The following is a 15,999-nucleotide window of genomic DNA, read 5'->3' as shown; positions in this document are numbered from 1 at the left end:
ATGAAAACGGGGGTGTGACCAGATGATAGTGTTGGAGAAACGGCCACAGCCGTCCAAGGCGTGGTCTTATGCCACCCCTCTGGTCGCAGTGCTGGCGACGATGGTGTTTGGCGGCATTCTGTTCGCCATTCTGGGCAAGAACCCGGTTGAGGCCATCGGGACGATTTTCTGGGAACCTCTGTTCGGTGAGTTCGCATTCTATTACCGCCCGCAATTGCTGGTGAAAGGCGCGCCACTGGTGCTGATCGCCATCGGCCTGTCTTTGGGCTTTCGTGCCGGCATCTGGAATATCGGGGCTGAGGGTCAGTACATCATGGGCGCCATCTTTGGCGCAGGGGCTGGTCTAGCCTTTTATCCGCTGGATGCGTTCTACATCTTTCCGATCATGGTCATCGCAGGCGCGTTCGGCGGTTGGCTATGGGCGATGATCCCGGCGTTCCTGAAGGTCCGCTTTGGCACCAACGAAATCCTCGTGTCGCTGATGCTGGTCTATGTGGCGGAACAGATGTTGGCCTCGGTCTCGCTGGGCCTGCTGAAGAACCCCGAAGGGTTCGGCTTTCCCGGCTCACGCAACCTGCAGTCCTATGACAGCGCCCACAACGCCGAACTGATCGCCGGATCGGGGATGCACTGGGGTGTCGTAACCGCGCTGATCGCTGTGATCTTTGCCTATATCCTGCTGAACCGGCACATGCTGGGCTTCCACATCCGCCTGACGGGTGAGGCACCCCGCGCGGCCAAGTTCGCAGGTGTGAACCCGGCCCGCCTGATCCTGTTCTGTCTGGGCCTGTCCGGTGCGCTGGCGGGGCTTGCGGGGATGTTCGAAGTCTCCGGTCCTTCGGGCGTGGTCAGCATCGACTTTAACGTCGGCTACGGCTTTACCGCGATCATCGTGGCCTTTTTGGGCCGCCTTCATCCGGTAGGCATCCTGCTGGCCGGTGGTCTGATGGCGCTAACCTATATCGGCGGTGAAATCGCGCAGTCTCAGCTGGGCCTGCCTGCCGCCGCCATTCAGGTGTTCCAGGGAATGCTGCTGTTCTTCCTGCTGGCATTCGATCTTCTGACAAACTACCGCATCCGTGCGGCCCGTAGCGAGGTGGCGTGATGAATACCTTAGTCACCGCCATTCAGGCAGATCGCCGCGCCACGACTATTCACGCAGGTCTCGGACTGCTCTTTCCAATTTCCATGGGGTGCGTCCTGATATTGATGGAGATGGTAACCGGCAATTTCGATGCGGCCAGGTTAATCGCAGGAGTGCTGATTGCTGTCCTGTTTCACCCGATGAATAAACTCGCGGAGCGCCTAAGTGGTCCTTGGCCCGAGCAGTTTGGTTTCTTAACCCGGCTTGTCCCAATGTTTGTATGTCTTGCGGCAAGCGCTGCGTCTGTCTTCCTCTTTCTGGTCAAGGAGTGACTCATGGACCTTGGTGAAATTAATCCCGTACTTCTGGTCGCCTCGCTGATGGTGGCTGCAACCCCCCTGCTGCTGGCCGCGATCGGAGAGCTGGTCGTGGAAAAGGCCGGCGTCCTGAACCTCGGTGTTGAGGGTATGATGATCGTCGGCGCAATCAGCGGCTTTGCGATTTCGGTCGAGACCGGCTCGCCCTGGCTGGGCTTCATCGCGGCGGCCATTGGTGGTGCGGTGCTATCCTTGTTGTTCGTGCTGCTGACGCAGTTTGCACTAGCCAACCAAGTGGCCAGTGGCCTTGCCCTGACCCTGTTTGGCCTCGGGTTCAGTGCCCTTCTGGGGCAAAGCTATGTGGGGATCAAACCGCCCAGCATGGGGGAAATCCATATCCCGGTGATCAGTGATATCCCGGTGATTGGCCCGATCCTGTTCCAGCATGACCCGATCCTCTATGTCGGCATCGCTCTGACCGCCGCGGTCTGGGCCACGCTGAAATACACCCGCGTCGGTCTGATCCTGCGCGCGGTGGGCGAAAACCACGATGCCGCGCACGCGCTGGGCTATAAGGTCATCAAGATTCGCATCATGGCGATCCTGTTCGGTGGTGCCTGCGCGGGCCTCGGCGGCGCTTACATCAGCCTGATCCGCGTGCCACAGTGGACCGAGGGCATGACCGCCGGTGTCGGTTGGATCGCTCTGGCCTTGGTGGTGTTTGCCAGCTGGAAGCCGTGGCGTGCCTTGCTGGGGGCCTATTTGTTCGGCGGCATCACCGTATTGCAGCTTAATTTGCAGGCAGCGGGCGTTGCCATTCCTGTCGAGTATCTGGCAATGTCGCCCTATATTATCACGATCCTTGTGCTTGTGATCCTTTCGGCCGACAAGAGCAGCGCACCTGCCGCATTGGGCCGGACCTTCCATGCCTCACACTAGGGGCCAACTGAACCAACTTGGGGAGTAACACATGAAAATCACTACACTTCTGGCAAGCGCTGCCATGGCGCTTGGTCTGGCCTCGGGGGCCATGGCCGAAGACAAAACCAAGGTCGGCTTCGTCTATGTCGGCCCGGTGGGCGACGGCGGCTGGACCTATGAACACAACAAGGGCCGTCTGGCCGTTGAAGAGCACTTTGGCGACAACGTCGAAACCGTATTCGTCGAATCCGTTCCGGAAGGCCCGGACGCAGAACGCGTGATGACCCAGATGGCGCTGGAAGGCGCAGACCTGATCTTCACCACATCGTTCGGCTACATGGACCCGACCATCAACGTCGCCAAGAAATTCCCGAACGTGAAATTCGAGCACGCGACCGGCTATAAAACTGCCGACAACGTCTCGGTCTATTCGGCCCGCTTCTACGAAGGCCGCGCCGTTCAGGGTCACATCGCGGGCAAGATGACCAAATCGAACACAGTCGGTTATATCGGCTCCTACCCGATCCCCGAAGTGATCCGGGGCATCAACTCGGCCTATATCCATGCCAAGAAGGTGAACCCGGATGTCGAGTTCAAGATTGTCTGGGCCTACACCTGGTTTGACCCGGCAAAAGAAGCTGACGCAGCCACCGTTCTGATCGAACAGGGCGCAGACGTGATCTTGCAGCACACCGACTCGACCGCACCGCAGGCAGCCGCACAAGAGGCGGGCAACGTCGTCACCTTCGGTCAGGCTTCGGACATGAGCGAATACGCTCCGTTCCCGCGCGTATCGTCGATCATCGACAACTGGGCGCCCTACTACATTGCACGCACCCAGGCCGTCATGGATGGCTCGTGGGCAACCGTGAACACCTGGGACGGCATCAAGGAAGGCATGGTCGAGATCGGCGAGATTTCCGACGCGGTTCCGGCTGACGTCAAGGAAGAGGCACTGGCTCTCAAGGCTGCCATGGCCGCGGGTGAATACCACCCCTTCACCGGCCCGCTGAAAAAGCAGGACGGCAGCGACTGGCTGGGCGAGGGCGAAACCGCTGACGACGGCACCCTGGCGGGCATGAACTTCTATGTCGAAGGGCTGGAAGGCGAAATCCCGCAGTAGGTCTGCATGGTGAGTGATTAAGGCCCGCTGGATCAGCGGGCCTTTTTCGTTTCAAGCCGCCATTATCGTACAAAGTTATTCGATAACTGTATTCTATTCCGAAGTATTCCAGAATATTCCACGTTCAACCATTCTGGGAATGACCGGAATACACCTAACGTCGGCCATGTCAGACAAAAGGAGCATGACATGAAAAAACCGAACCGTCCGGCCGATATGAAGAACCCGAACAAAGGTACTCCGGGTCAGAACAAGACCCATGCACAAAATCAGGGCAACCGGGGAAAGCAGCTTAATCCGAACCGGAAATCCCCGAGCCCCAAGAAATCGTGACTATTCGCCGGGCGCTCATAAGCGCCCGGCCCACCGGAGGCCGAGACATGAGTGACACGAAGAAGAAAGACCCGTTCCCCCAGACCAAAGATCTGGTGCGCATTGCGCTTAACGACGGTATGACGCAAATGGAAATCGCCAATCTGTGTCGTACTCAACAAGGACAGGTGAGCAAATGGCGCAATGGTGAGAGGTTGGCCGGAAAGGCTCAGATCAAGCCACTGCTGGAAATCTATGGGGATCTGCTATTCCGAGTGCCTTTCAAAGTGTATCAAACCTTTTCTGCCTCAAATAATGAAGCACAGTTTCTACGTGTCGAAGGCAAGTTGATACTACGCGAGAAGTTTCGAAAACAATCTGTATCCAATACCTCTAAAAACCCGATTACAGCCTTCAGACTCTCTATTCATCAGCAAGGAGAGGACCAGTTCTATTTGATTGGAGAGGCGACAGCAGCACCCTATCCGGGAAAAGACAGTCCGGCGAGTGCAGAACCCTTTGTCACTGATCGACTCGCCGCATGGTACCTACACAATTTCTTAGAGCGCCCCAATCAGCGGCTAAACTTGAAGGAACTCCGGCAGGTAGTTCAAAACGTCGCCCTTGGAGAGATGCAGGGATATTTTCCCTCATTGCGCCAACTACCCTATCTCGTAACAGAGACTTTGCTCAACCAAGGTGTCAAACCAGGTGATCTGGAAGGTCTTGTGGAAATCAAACTACCCGAATAGTCTGCCCCTCCACAACCAAACTGCCCAAATGGGCAAATCCGGCAGCGCCTGAAATGCAGGCTCTGCGTCAGGTTTGTGAGCAAAATGCACGCCGCGTGATCCGGCCTTTTGCCGCCGCGCCGCGCACGAACCGTTAAGGTCCGAACGAGACGACCCGCGCCCGAGCCTAACACGCGACGGCAGGCTCCTCTCTAAGGGGTATGGGGTGGGACAGCCATCAAGCCGCGGGCTTGACCCGCCGCTTGATGGCAACATTACCATCGGTCAATAGTCGCAATTAGTGCCCTGTCAGCACCAGCGTGTTCACCGGCATCAGGATCAGACGCAGACGCAGGCCCGCCGCGTGAACCACACCGATCGTGTCGATCACATGCAGGGCAGCGGATTGCCAAAAGCCCAGATCCTCATGCTCAAGCCGTTCGTGATTGTCGGTATAGACATTGGCCAGACAATTGCTGCCCGGCGGGATATCATCGGACATACCCTTATAGAGCGGCTCCATATACACTAGGATCGAACCCGGATTGGTGTTGGCCTGCACGTCCCGCAGCTCATCCGTGGGGCGGATTTGCCCGGACGGGATCACGTCCTGAACCTCGACCACAACCATCGGGATCACGGTGAAGGGCTTGGTCATGCAACCCAGCTCGCCGATCATACCGGGCTTGATAACCTGCGCCGACATCTGGTTGAACGCGGCCTGGAACCGGTCATGTCCCGAACTTGACGGAACCAGGATACCTGCCGGGCGCAACAGCGGGCTGACATAGTCACCGACCTGCAGGCCGAACTGTTCAACCCGACCCGTTACGCCGGCGCTGATCACGGTCTTGTCCAGCTCGGTCAACGCGGCATCCAGCTGCGCGTTGGCGCTGACCAATTGCGCGGGGATCAACTCCTCGATCTGTTGAACGACAGCGGCACGCTGCGCCTCTGCAGCCCTCAGTTGCGCCTCACGTTCCGCCACCAGGTTTTCCAGCCGGTCAATCTCGGCCAGCCTTACGGCGCTTGAGCCCTCGTCGCGCAGCGTGGTATTGCGCTCCAAATCCTCAAGCGACTGATCCAGCGAGGCGCGAGCCCCTGCAATCCCGGCTTCGGCCTCGGCCAAATCGGTTTCCGCCACTTTCAACGAGGCTTGAACCTGCGCGATCTGGGCATGGGCCGCTTCGACCATTGCGGTCTGGGTGAAATCCTCGATCCGAAAGATCGGCTGGCCTGCCACAACCTGCTGGTTATTGGAGACATACACCTCGGACACGCGACCACCCAGCTGTGGCAGGATCGTCACGGTGCGGAAATAGGATGCCGCTGTCTTACTGGCCGGGTGGAAGTAAAACAGAGTGGTGATAACCGTCAGCGCCAGAATGGCACAAGTGGTCAGGCCCCAGCGCAGTTCATACCACATGGTGAACAGCGTGATTTCATGACCGATCCGTTTGCCCTGCACGAAGCGGCGAAACAGATAGTCGGGCAGCACCGTTACCAGCGCACACATCAAAGTCTCAAGCATGTCTTACTGCTCCTGCTGCGCGGCGGGTTCGGTCGGCTGGGCCGGGGCGGGTTCTGACAGGTCCTGTTTGCCCAAAGATCGGATCGCGTCGGCAATGGCCCTCAGAGGCGCGGCCACATCGGGGAACTGGAACCCGGCCACCAGAATGGCGGCAACCCAGAACAGACCGTTATGGGTAAACAGCGCCAACAGAGCCAGAATGCCAACCAACTGAAACTGAGGGTGATTGGATTCATGCGCGATCTTTTCGGGGATCGAGTGCAGAGTGAAGTATCCCACGCCGATCAGAATGATGACGACAACGGTAAAAACGAACATGAACGTCAAAAGAAAATCACTGCCGTCCGCCTGGGTCACGTAGGACGGAATATGTCCCGTGGCCATCGGGTGTAAATCTGCGGTACTCACCCTGCCCTCCTGTTTCTGTTTGATCCTTGTTTGGATGGGTTGATGCGTAAATTCAAGCCTGCTTAATGTTTGCAGACGCTTACGTCCTTAACACATGGAACGTGACCGGAAGGATGAATATGATTGATTTTCTGATTGTCGGCGGTGGCATTGCGGGCCTCAGCACCGGGGCGCGGCTGTCGCAGCACGGGAAGGTAGCCGTGCTCGAGGCCGAGGATGCGCTGGGTTATCACGCCTCGGGCCGCTCGGCCGCGTTGTTCGAAGAAAGCTATGGTCCGCCGTCGGTTGTGGCGCTGAACAAGGCGAGCGCCGATTTCATGCACACCGAAAATGGCGGGTATCTGACGCCACGTGGATTGATGCTGGTGGGGCACAAGGGTCAGGGTGAGGCGTTCGAACAGGACGTTGCGGATCTGAACATGCAGGTCATCTCTACGGACGACGCGCAGGCCCGTGTGCCGATCCTGAACCCCGAGACGCTGGGATTTGCCGCGATCAGCAATGCGGCGTTCGACATCGACACGGACAGATTGCTGCAGGATTTCGCCCGCGTCATTCGCGGCAATGGCGGCGAGGTTCTGACCAAAGCCAAGGTCACTGCCATCCGCAAGAACCCTCATTGGGTTGTCGAGGCCGGAGGCACCAACGAAGCCCGCATTTTGATCAATGCCGCTGGTGCATGGGTGGACGAGGTTGCTGCAATGGCCGGGATTGCCCCGATCGGCATCATTCCCAAACGCCGGTCAATGGCACGCCTGCCTGCGCCGGGCGGGCATGACGTCCGAGGATGGCCCATGATGCTGGGCGTGGGTGAGGCGTGGTACGCCAAACCCGATGCGGGCAAGCTGCTGGTCTCTCCGTCCGAGGCCGACCCGGTTTCACCGCATGATGCCTATGCCGACGATATGGTTCTGGCCGAAGGTCTGGCCCGGTACGAAGAGATGGTCACCGAACCGGTCACGCGGGTCGAAACGAGCTGGGCGGGGTTGCGCAGTTTTGCGCCCGACGGAACTTTGGTTCTGGGTCCGGACCCGGCCGATCCGTCATTCATCTGGGTCGCCGGTCAGGGCGGGTACGGGTTCCAGTCCTCTCCCGCCGCGTCGCAACTGGTGGCGGACCTCGTGATCGGTGCTGCGCCGGAACTGGACGCAGAAACGATCGCGGCCCTCAGCCCGGAAAGGTTGCGCCGATGACCAAGCGTTCCCTGCCCTCTAATGCCAGCGTCGCCACCGAAGGACAGGACGGGCGACTGATTGCCCCTGCGGCAACCCGCAACGCCGAGGCGCTGTGTGAACTGCTGTCGCAATGGACTCCAACGACCGGTCAGGCGCTTGAGATCGCCAGCGGCACCGGCCAGCATGTCAGCGCCTTTGCCCGCGCCTTGCCCGGCTTGAATTGGCAACCGACCGAGGTGGAACCCGGTCGGCGCGCCAGCATCGACGCTTATGCCGCCGACCTGCCCAACGTTGCCAACGCCGTCGCGCTGGACGCAACGGCGCCAGGCTGGCATGAGGCGTTCGCCGAGCAGAACCTGATCGTTCTGATCAATCTGGTGCATTTGATCAGCTGGCCCGAAACGCAGGTACTGATCGCCGAAACCGCGCAGGCACTGGCCCCTGGGGGAAGGTTCATCCTCTACGGGCCGTTCAAACGCTCTGGCCAGCTTACGAGCGACGGCGACCAAAGGTTCCATGACGCGCTGGTCCTGCAGGATGCCGAAATCGGCTATAAGAATGACGAAGATATCGTCGGCTGGATGACCGCCCAGAACCTGACCGTCCTTAAAGTTGTCGAGATGCCTGCAAATAACCTGGCTTTTGTTGCGGAAAAATCCGGCACCTGATCAAAATCAAGGCCCGGCTGAGCGCGCCATTACATATTCCATTTATCTAATGTTAAGTGGAATGATGACATGAGCTGGCAGAACAAGATCAAAGACACGCGCAATGGCCTGCGCAACCTCAACGGCGCGATACCCGACGCCACCCGCGCATTCGGAGCGCTGAGCGCTGTGGTCAAACAGGGTGGAACGCTGGACTACAAGACCAAGGAATTCATCGCCTTGGGCATGTCCATCGCGATCCGGTGTGAGCCCTGCATCACGCTTCATACCGAAGCGCTGGTCAAAGCGGGTGCAACGCGAGAGGAGTTTTCCGATGTGCTGGCCATGGCCGTACAGATGGGCGGAGGGCCATCGATGATGTATGCCGCCAAAGCGTTGGAATGCTACGACGAACTGAGCGCCTGATCCCAAAAGCAAAAGGCCCCGGACTTATCCGGGGCCTTTGTTTGTTTAGCCGTCCTTGCGGATGACCTCGTTCTTCGGATCGTAGGGGCTGTCGCAGGTGACGACCGCGTCCCACAGCTTATCCTGAATTTTGACTTGCAGCTTGGTGCCTTCGACCGCGAACTCGGGCTTCACGTACCCCATGCCGATGGATTTCTCGAACGCGACCGAGTAACCGCCCGAGGTCAGGCGACCCACGCGCTCACCTTCCGGTGTATACAGCGCCTCGCGGCCCCACGGGTCGGCGTCGTCCGGTCCGTCGATCAACAAAGTGCAGCACTTAACACGCACACCGGTCTCTTCCAGCTTGGCCTTGCCGTAAAAGTCTTTCGACAGGTCAACAAAGCGCGGCAGGTCGGCTTCCAGCGGGGTCGCGTCGCGGCCCAGTTCGGTGCCGAATGCGCGATAGGATTTCTCCTGACGCAGCCAGTTCTGAGCGCGGGCCCCAACCAGTTTCATACCGTGCTTCTCACCGGCTTTTTCCAGCAGGTCGAACAGGTAGTTCTGCATCTCGATCGGGTGGTGCAGTTCCCAGCCCAGCTCGCCGGTATAGGCCACACGGATCGCGTTGACCGGGCACATGCCCAGTTCGATCTGACGGGCCGAAAGCCACGGGAAGCGCTTGTTAGACAGAGCGGTTTCCGGATCGGCGTCCTTGATGACCTCTTTCAGAACGTCACGCGACTTGGGTCCGGCGATGGCGAAGACGCCCCACTGGGTTGTCACGTCCTGGATCTCGATGTAACCGAACTCCTCCATCTTGTCCTCAGCCGCCTTACGCAGGTAGTCGGCGTCGTACTCGGTCCAGGCACCGGCGGAGACGATGTAGTAGTTGTTCTCGCCGTTGCGGACGATGGTGTATTCGGTGCGGGTGGTGCCGTGCGAGGTCAGCGCGTAGGTCAGGTTGATGCGGCCGACCTTGGGCAGCTTGTTGCAGGTGAACCAATCCAGGAACTGGGTCGCACCGGGGCCTTTGACGACGTGCTTGGTAAAGGCCGATGCGTCGATCAGGCCAACGCCTTCGCGGATCGCCTTGGCTTCTTCGACGGCGTATTGCCACCAGTTACCACGGCGGAACGAACGGCCTTCTTCATCGAAGTTTTCCGGCGCGTCCAGCGGGCCGAAATAGTTCGGACGTTCCCAGCCGTTGACCCAGCCGAACTGTGCGCCGCGCGCTTTCTGACGATCATATGCCGGAACAGTCCGCAGCGGACGGCAGGCAGCGCGTTCTTCGTCGGGGTGGTGCAGGATATAGACGTGCTCATAGCACTCTTCGTTCTTGCGCGCCGCAAACTCGGTGGTCATCCAGTTGGACGAGTAACGCTTGGGGTCCAGCGATGCCATGTCGATCTCGGCTTCGCCATCGACCATCATCTGCGCCAGATAGTAACCTGTGCCGCCCGCTGCGGTGATCCCGAACGAGAAACCTTCGGCCAGCCACATGTTACGCAGACCCGGAGCCGGACCAACCAGCGGGTTGCCGTCGGGGGTATAGCAGATCGGGCCGTTGAAATCGTCCTTCAGGCCGGATTCGGCACAGGACGGCACACGTTCGGCCATTGCCATGTACTGATCGGCGATCCGGTCCAGATCCAGCGGGAACAGGTCGGCGCGGAAGCTGTCGGGCACGCCGTGCTCGAACCGCGCGGGTGCGCCGTGTTCATAGATACCCAGAATCCAGCCGCCGCGCTCTTCACGTGCGTAGGATTCGTTGTCCGCGTCGCGCACAACGGGGTGTTCCGGATTGCCGGCTTCGCGCCATTTGACCAGCTCGGGGTCTTTGTCCATGACGATGAAGGTGTGCTCGACCGGAATGGCGGGCATCTTGATGCCCAGCATCTTGGCGGTGCGCTGTGCGTGGTTGCCCGATGCGGTCACGACATGCTCGGCAGTGATCACAACCTGCTCGTCACTCTCGACCAGGTTACCACCCTTTTCGACCATCTTGGTGCAGGTGACTTCCCAATGGGTGCCGTTCCAGTGGAAGGCATCGGCCTGCATCTTGCGGACGATCTCGACCCCGCGCTGACGCGCACCCTTGGCCATCGCCTGGGTCACGTCGGCGGGGTTAATGTAGCCGTCTTCGGTGTGATAGATCGCGCCCTTCAGGTCCGAGGTCTCGATCAGCGGCCAGCGTTCCTTGATCTGCTCAGGCGTCAGCCACTCATATGCAACGTCACAGGTTTCGGCTGTGGACGCATACAGCATGTATTCGTCCATACGCTCTTGCGTTTGCGCCATGCGCAGGTTGCCGACCACGGCGAAACCCGCGTTCAGGCCGGTCTCTTCCTCGAGCGTCTTGTAGAAATCGACCGAGTACTTGTGGATGTGGGTCGTCGCATAGGACATGTTGAACAGCGGCAGCAGGCCCGCTGCGTGCCAGGTGGACCCGGACGTCAACTCGTCCCGTTCGATCAACATCACATCGTCCCAGCCTGCCTTGGCCAGGTGATAGGCAATCGAGGTCCCGACGGCGCCGCCGCCTACGACCAGTGCTTTGACTTGGGTTTTCATAACCGGACGTCTCTCCTTGGAATCTGTTGGAACCATATGGCGCATTTGCAGGACCAAACGCGACATTCATCCGACCAGTGAGAGAAGGAAAACGACCCCGCTGCCGCTGATGACCACCGGATTCGTCGTTTTTTGTCCCTATTGCCCGGTGACCGAACACCGCTTGATGCTGCCGATCTTGGCACAGCCGCTACCCACCCCACCTTTGTGCACGCGTACAGGCTGATTGTTTGTAGCAGGTTTTGCAGCGGCCTTGTCAGGCTCAGACGCGCCAAAAGCTGGCAGCTTGTCTTTCAGTCGCCCGAAAAAGCCCTGCGTATCCTGCTCGGCGGCGCTATCCTGTGTTGCGGTATCCAATTCGATCGCATCATCCACGAGCGTGGTGTCCGTTTCAGCCCCGTATTCCAACGCCGCGCGGCGTATATCCGAGCCCAGAAGCAGCTTTTGCGCCCGGCCATAACCGATCTGCAGGACATCCTGGTTTTCGAAGACCTCTCCGCCGGTGATGTCCATCAGGCCTTCGCTGTTAAACCCCGACGCCGTCATCGTGTTCACCATTACTGCCGCGAAATCCAGATTCTTGAGCTTATCGTTGGTTGTCTTTTCCTGGACCATCTTCATTTTGGAATACAGACGGTCCATTTTCTCGGCGACCTCTGGTTGTCTGGCCAGTGTCACCGATATCCCCTGCCCGACGACAGGTGATGGATACGTCAGCAAAGCGTTGAGGGCCGCATAGTCAACCGCGCCCAAAAGTTCCCGGATCGAGGCGTCGCTGGCATTGGTGTGCAACCGGATGACGACCTCTTCGTCGATCCCGATCCGCCCACTGATCTTGCGATATGCGAGCGCCTCAGTCGGAGATGTCGTGTCCTGTGTAATCTCGATGAAAGCGACACCATCGATGACAGCGAACCCTTTCTTGATCACGGCATGATCCATGAAATTCTGCTGACGGGACAGAGCAATTCCGGCCAGCGTATTGCGTGGCGATTCCTGTTTCAGGCTGATATCGAACCAGGCGATTTCCTCACCTTGTGCATAGACCGCACCCGTCTTGCTGAGTTTGCGCAGAATGCCGTCTTTGCCACTGTTGGTCAGGCTCATCAGTTCCGCCGTGTTAGAAATGGAACTGATCAGAGGCGTCATGCCATATTTTGAGATCGCGGTCGAAACGGCTTCGTTATCCGCATCCGTCAGTTCGTACCGGGACCATTTTTTGGTGGAGGCGGGAAGGTAGGGCTTTGGGCCCGCTTTCCACAGCTTTTCGCGTTCCCGCTCGGCGGCTTTGGCGTCACGCTCGACCTGCTGCTGCGCGAAGCGATGCTTGATCGTGTCTACATAGCCATTGGCGGACAAAGTGCCTTCGTGTTTTTTGTCCTGTTGATAATAGTCCAGACCGATGATGACCAAGACTATGATCACCACAAACCCAAAAATCCGCAAACCGTCCATCTGAATATCCGAAATCAATCACTGCTCGTTTTCGCGAAGGATAGAACCAAAATGGGGCGGTCTTATGGCTGAGGTGCCGGAAACTCGGTGTGGGCCACAGCTATGCGGACGGCAGAATTTTACCCGGATTCATAATGTTATCCGGGTCCAACGCCATCTTTATCGCACTCATATAACTGACTGCCGGCCCCAGTTCCTTGACCAGATAGGGCCGCTTGCCCTGCCCGATTCCGTGTTCGCCGGTACAGGTCCCCTCCATCGAGATCGCCAGATCGTTCAGCCAGCCGACAAAGCCCTCGGCCTTGGCGACCTCATCCGCGTTCTCCATGTCGATCAGCAGCAGAGTGTGAAAGTTCCCATCTCCCACATGCCCGACAATCGGGGCCAACAAGCCAAGATTCTGTGCCTTTTGCTGCGCGGCCGCAACGCACTCCGCCAAACGCGTGATGGGAACGCAGACATCGGTGGAAATGCCGCGCGCGCCGGGGCGCAGTTGCAGGCTGGCCCAGTACATGTCGTGCCGGGCCTGCCACAGCTTGTTGCGTTCTTCCGTGGTCGAGGTCGCAGCGAAATCCGCGCCACCGAACTCTTCGGCGATCTGACCGAATGTCTCGGCCTGCTCGACCGCACCAGCCTCAGAGCCGTGAAATTCCAGCAACAGCAACGGCGTTTCCGGCAGGTCCAGCCCGGAATAGGCGTTGGCGGCCTTGACCGACAACTCATCCAGCAGCTCGATCCGCGCCACGGGCACGCCGTATTGGATCGTCATCATCACCGCCTGACAGGCGGCATCGACCGTGGGAAAGGAGCACCGGGCCGAAGTGATCGCCTCGGGGATGCCCTGCAGGCGCAGGGTGAGTTCTGTGATGATCCCCAACGTGCCCTCGGCCCCGATCAACAGGCGGGTCAAGTCATATCCGGCCGAGGATTTCTTGGCCCGATGTCCGGTGCGGATGATTTGCCCGTCCGGCATCACCGCTTCCAGACTGAGGATGTTGTCCTTCATCGTGCCATAGCGCACCGCATTGGTGCCCGAGGCCCGCGTTGCCGCCATTCCCCCCAGCGAGGCATTGGCACCGGGGTCGATGGGAAAAAACAGGCCCTGATCGCGCAGATGGGTGTTCAGGTCTTCGCGCGTTACACCGGGCTGCACGACGCAATCCAGATCGCCCGCATGGACCGCCAGAACCTTGTTCATCTGGGTCAGGTCCACCGAGATACCACCGGCCGGAGCGTTCACATGCCCCTCAAGCGAGGTGCCGGTCCCGAAGGGGATCACAGGCGCCCTGTGCTGGGCGCAGATCTTGACGATCTCAGACACTTCCTCGGTTGTGTGGGGGTACACCACCGCGTCCGGAGACTGATTTTCGATCCAAGTGGTCGTGTGGCCGTGCTGTTCGCGGATCGCCTGACCCGTTTGCAGTCGATCACCGAACTTCTGTTTCAGAATGCCGACAGCCGTTTCAATCCCGGCCTCGTTTCGGGGCAACGTTACTGCCTGCGCCATAAAGAACCTCTCTTATTCGCCCAACGCGATGCCTTCGCGGCGCGGATCTGCACCGCCGATCAAAACATCTCCGATCTCAATCGCGTGCAGGCCCGATGTCAGGTCGCGCGGGTTGACCTCGAACCCCAGCCCGATCAGCGCATCGGCATAGCCCTCGGCGGCCGTGTCCTGCTCCACATCATAGGTGCCAAAGCGGTTGACCAAATGCGGCAGCGACAGCGCCTGTTGCACATCCATGTCCCAATCGGCCCAAGCGATGATCGACTTGGCCACGTAGCCAATGATCCGGCTGCCACCGGGCGAGCCAATCGCCAGTACCGGAGCGCCGTCCTGCATCACGATGGTCGGGCTCATCGAGGACCGCGGGCGCTTGCCCGGTTCCAGCCGATTGGCAATCGGAACACCATCGCTGTGGGTCTTGAACGAAAAATCGGTCAGTTCGTTGTTCAACAGGAACCCGTTGGTCATCAGCCGCGAACCGAACCCGTTCTCGATCGTCGTGGTCATCGACAGCACGTTGCCATACTGGTCTACGATCGAGATATGCGAGGTTGAAGGCAATTCCAGCGATACATCATCCGCCCAGTTCGACGCGTGGTCGAATTCGGGGTTGCCGGGCGCGACTTCGGTCAACGCCCCCTCGCCGCCCAGCAGCTGTCCGCGCTGGGACAGGTAGTCGGGATGGACCAGGCCCTGTGTGGGCATCGGGACAAAATCATGATCGGCCATGTAACGACCGCGATCTGCAAAGGCCAAACGCGAAGCGTCGCCAATCAGACGCCATGTATGTACGTCCTCGGGTCCCATCGTCGCCAGATCATATCCTTCGAGCATACCCAGTATCTGACCAACCGTCAGCGCCCCGGACGAGGGCGGCCCCATGCCGCAGACCTCATAGGCGCGGTAAGCGGCGCAGACCGGGTCGCGCTCGGTCACCTGATACAGCGCCAGATCGACGCCAGACAGCACACCCGGATTGCCCGGCGCATTGCGGACGGTATGGACGATCCCGGCGGCGATCTCACCGCCGTAAAACCCGGCCGACCCTTCGCGTGCCAGAACCCGCAGTGTTTCTGCATAATCCGGGTTCATCAGCCGCTGACCTTGCTTCAAAGGCTCTCCGCCCGGCAGGAAATACTCAGCTGTCACGGGGAAACGCGACAGGCGTTCCGCATCGGCTTCGACCAATGTGGCCAGACGTGGCGAGACAAGGAATCCCTCATCAGCCAGTTTAATGCCATCCTGAAACAGGATGGGCCACGGGCTGCGGCCCCAGCGCCGGTGCGCCTCAGCCAGCAAAGCAGGCGTTCCGGGCGTACCTACCGAAAGACCACCGACCACAGCATCGTAAAACTTCAGTGGCTCGCCGTTTTCATCGTGAAACAACCGGTGGTTCGCCTCAAGCGGAGCCGTCTCGCGCCCGTCCAGCGTGGTCAGCTTGCCGGTCGTGGCATCGTACCAGACCAGAAACGCACCGCCGCCAAGGCCCGAGGATTGCGGCTCGACCAGCCCCAGCACGACCTGCACGGCGACCATTGCATCAGCCGCGGACCCTCCGGCCCGCAGCACCTTGGCCCCGGCCTCGACGGCCAGAGGGTTCGCGGCGGCAACCATCCAGTTCTGCGAGGTCACCGGTTGACCGGCCATCTTGGCCTCAAGCGCGGCGATGACCTCATCCGTCAGGCCCTGAACCTGCCCGTCCGAGGCCCCCTCGGGGGCTACTGCATCCGCAGTCTCCTGCGCGAACGCCGCGCCGCCCAGCATCAACGCCGTCAAAAACAATCCCGAAATCAGATTTCGTTTCATCGT

At 59.4% G+C, this 15,999-nt stretch carries 15 protein-coding genes; 9 read left to right on the top strand and 6 right to left on the bottom strand.

Going from position 1 to position 15,999, the window contains the following annotated elements:
• The first annotated feature begins 22 nt into the window (after positions 1-22).
• The 6 genes from GOX88_RS21555 to GOX88_RS21530 all read left to right on the top strand — a co-directional run bounded on the left by GOX88_RS21555 (position 23) and on the right by GOX88_RS21530 (position 4,509).
• Entirely contained in the window at positions 23-1,105 is a 1,083-nt protein-coding gene (locus tag GOX88_RS21555; RefSeq protein ID WP_170406904.1) for an ABC transporter permease, read from the top strand.
• The gene (locus GOX88_RS21550; RefSeq protein ID WP_170406902.1) at positions 1,105-1,416 is read left to right on the top strand and encodes a hypothetical protein; all 312 of its coding nucleotides are present in this window, start codon (positions 1,105-1,107) and stop codon (positions 1,414-1,416) included. The genes GOX88_RS21555 and GOX88_RS21550 overlap by 1 nt, the downstream gene beginning before the upstream one ends.
• 3 nt (positions 1,417-1,419) lie before the next feature.
• On the top strand, positions 1,420-2,340 hold the full coding sequence (locus GOX88_RS21545) for an ABC transporter permease (RefSeq protein WP_170406899.1): 921 nt from the start codon (positions 1,420-1,422) through the stop codon (positions 2,338-2,340).
• A 31-nt stretch (positions 2,341-2,371) separates the two neighbouring features.
• Positions 2,372-3,445 carry a BMP family ABC transporter substrate-binding protein gene (locus tag GOX88_RS21540; protein ID WP_170406897.1) on the top strand — a complete coding sequence of 358 codons (1,074 nt, stop codon included), beginning with the start codon at positions 2,372-2,374 and terminating at the stop codon, positions 3,443-3,445.
• A gap of 189 nt (positions 3,446-3,634) precedes the next feature.
• The gene (locus GOX88_RS21535; RefSeq protein WP_170406894.1) at positions 3,635-3,778 is read left to right on the top strand and encodes a hypothetical protein; all 144 of its coding nucleotides are present in this window, start codon (positions 3,635-3,637) and stop codon (positions 3,776-3,778) included.
• A gap of 47 nt (positions 3,779-3,825) precedes the next feature.
• A complete protein-coding gene (locus GOX88_RS21530; RefSeq protein ID WP_170406891.1) occupies positions 3,826-4,509 on the top strand; it encodes a hypothetical protein in 684 nt (227 codons plus the stop codon).
• A 277-nt stretch (positions 4,510-4,786) separates the two neighbouring features.
• On the opposite strand, the gene GOX88_RS21525 is transcribed toward GOX88_RS21530, so the two are convergent.
• Both GOX88_RS21525 and GOX88_RS21520 read right to left on the bottom strand, forming a co-directional pair.
• On the bottom strand, positions 4,787-6,019 hold the full coding sequence (locus tag GOX88_RS21525) for an HlyD family secretion protein (RefSeq protein ID WP_170406888.1): 1,233 nt from the start codon (positions 6,017-6,019) through the stop codon (positions 4,787-4,789).
• 3 nt (positions 6,020-6,022) lie between these two features.
• Positions 6,023-6,403 (bottom strand): hypothetical protein, encoded by a 381-nt coding sequence (locus GOX88_RS21520; RefSeq protein ID WP_170407010.1) that lies wholly within the window; start codon positions 6,401-6,403, stop codon positions 6,023-6,025.
• Between the two features lie 143 nt (positions 6,404-6,546).
• On the opposite strand from GOX88_RS21520, the gene GOX88_RS21515 reads away from it, so the two are divergent.
• From GOX88_RS21515 to GOX88_RS21505, 3 genes are all read left to right on the top strand, one after another.
• Positions 6,547-7,620: an NAD(P)/FAD-dependent oxidoreductase gene (locus GOX88_RS21515; RefSeq protein WP_170406885.1), complete on the top strand. Its 1,074-nt coding sequence runs from the start codon at positions 6,547-6,549 to the stop codon at positions 7,618-7,620.
• Complete coding sequence (locus GOX88_RS21510; RefSeq protein ID WP_170406882.1) at positions 7,617-8,270, top strand: DUF938 domain-containing protein; 654 nt, start codon at positions 7,617-7,619, stop codon at positions 8,268-8,270. Before GOX88_RS21515 ends, GOX88_RS21510 begins: the two co-directional genes overlap by 4 nt.
• 69 nt (positions 8,271-8,339) lie before the next feature.
• Positions 8,340-8,675, top strand: a complete 336-nt coding sequence (locus GOX88_RS21505) for a carboxymuconolactone decarboxylase family protein (RefSeq protein ID WP_170406879.1) — start codon at positions 8,340-8,342, stop codon at positions 8,673-8,675.
• Between the two features lie 45 nt (positions 8,676-8,720).
• Here GOX88_RS21505 and GOX88_RS21500 read toward each other — a convergent pair whose 3' ends face one another.
• The 4 genes from GOX88_RS21500 to ggt form a co-directional block, all read right to left on the bottom strand.
• Positions 8,721-11,228, bottom strand: coding sequence for a GcvT family protein (locus GOX88_RS21500; protein ID WP_170406876.1), 2,508 nt, complete (start codon positions 11,226-11,228; stop codon positions 8,721-8,723).
• A gap of 138 nt (positions 11,229-11,366) precedes the next feature.
• Entirely contained in the window at positions 11,367-12,701 is a 1,335-nt protein-coding gene (locus tag GOX88_RS21495; protein WP_254443397.1) for a hypothetical protein, read from the bottom strand.
• 82 nt (positions 12,702-12,783) lie between these two features.
• The gene (locus tag GOX88_RS21490; RefSeq protein ID WP_170406873.1) at positions 12,784-14,190 is read right to left on the bottom strand and encodes an FAD-binding oxidoreductase; all 1,407 of its coding nucleotides are present in this window, start codon (positions 14,188-14,190) and stop codon (positions 12,784-12,786) included.
• Positions 14,191-14,202: 12 nt separating this feature from the next.
• Entirely contained in the window at positions 14,203-15,996 is a 1,794-nt protein-coding gene (ggt, locus tag GOX88_RS21485; protein WP_170406869.1) for a gamma-glutamyltransferase, read from the bottom strand.
• Between the last annotated feature and the right edge of the window lie 3 nt (positions 15,997-15,999).

The sequence above is a fragment of the Ruegeria arenilitoris genome, assembly GCF_013030985.1.
GTDB lineage: Bacteria > Pseudomonadota > Alphaproteobacteria > Rhodobacterales > Rhodobacteraceae > Ruegeria > Ruegeria arenilitoris_B.
This window is presented reverse-complemented; position numbering and strand designations above follow the sequence as displayed.

Coding starts and splice junctions, on each gene's coding strand:
- GOX88_RS21500 (WP_170406876.1), bottom strand. CDS start 11,228: ATGAAAACCCAAGTCAAAGCACTGGTCGTAGGCGGCGGCGCCGTCGGG.
- GOX88_RS21530 (WP_170406891.1), top strand. CDS start 3,826: ATGAGTGACACGAAGAAGAAAGACCCGTTCCCCCAGACCAAAGATCTG.
- GOX88_RS21555 (WP_170406904.1), top strand. CDS start 23: ATGATAGTGTTGGAGAAACGGCCACAGCCGTCCAAGGCGTGGTCTTAT.
- GOX88_RS21505 (WP_170406879.1), top strand. CDS start 8,340: ATGAGCTGGCAGAACAAGATCAAAGACACGCGCAATGGCCTGCGCAAC.
- GOX88_RS21540 (WP_170406897.1), top strand. CDS start 2,372: ATGAAAATCACTACACTTCTGGCAAGCGCTGCCATGGCGCTTGGTCTG.
- GOX88_RS21525 (WP_170406888.1), bottom strand. CDS start 6,019: ATGCTTGAGACTTTGATGTGTGCGCTGGTAACGGTGCTGCCCGACTAT.
- GOX88_RS21490 (WP_170406873.1), bottom strand. CDS start 14,190: ATGGCGCAGGCAGTAACGTTGCCCCGAAACGAGGCCGGGATTGAAACG.
- ggt (WP_170406869.1), bottom strand. CDS start 15,996: ATGAAACGAAATCTGATTTCGGGATTGTTTTTGACGGCGTTGATGCTG.
- GOX88_RS21545 (WP_170406899.1), top strand. CDS start 1,420: ATGGACCTTGGTGAAATTAATCCCGTACTTCTGGTCGCCTCGCTGATG.
- GOX88_RS21510 (WP_170406882.1), top strand. CDS start 7,617: ATGACCAAGCGTTCCCTGCCCTCTAATGCCAGCGTCGCCACCGAAGGA.
- GOX88_RS21515 (WP_170406885.1), top strand. CDS start 6,547: ATGATTGATTTTCTGATTGTCGGCGGTGGCATTGCGGGCCTCAGCACC.
- GOX88_RS21520 (WP_170407010.1), bottom strand. CDS start 6,403: ATGGCCACGGGACATATTCCGTCCTACGTGACCCAGGCGGACGGCAGT.
- GOX88_RS21535 (WP_170406894.1), top strand. CDS start 3,635: ATGAAAAAACCGAACCGTCCGGCCGATATGAAGAACCCGAACAAAGGT.
- GOX88_RS21550 (WP_170406902.1), top strand. CDS start 1,105: ATGAATACCTTAGTCACCGCCATTCAGGCAGATCGCCGCGCCACGACT.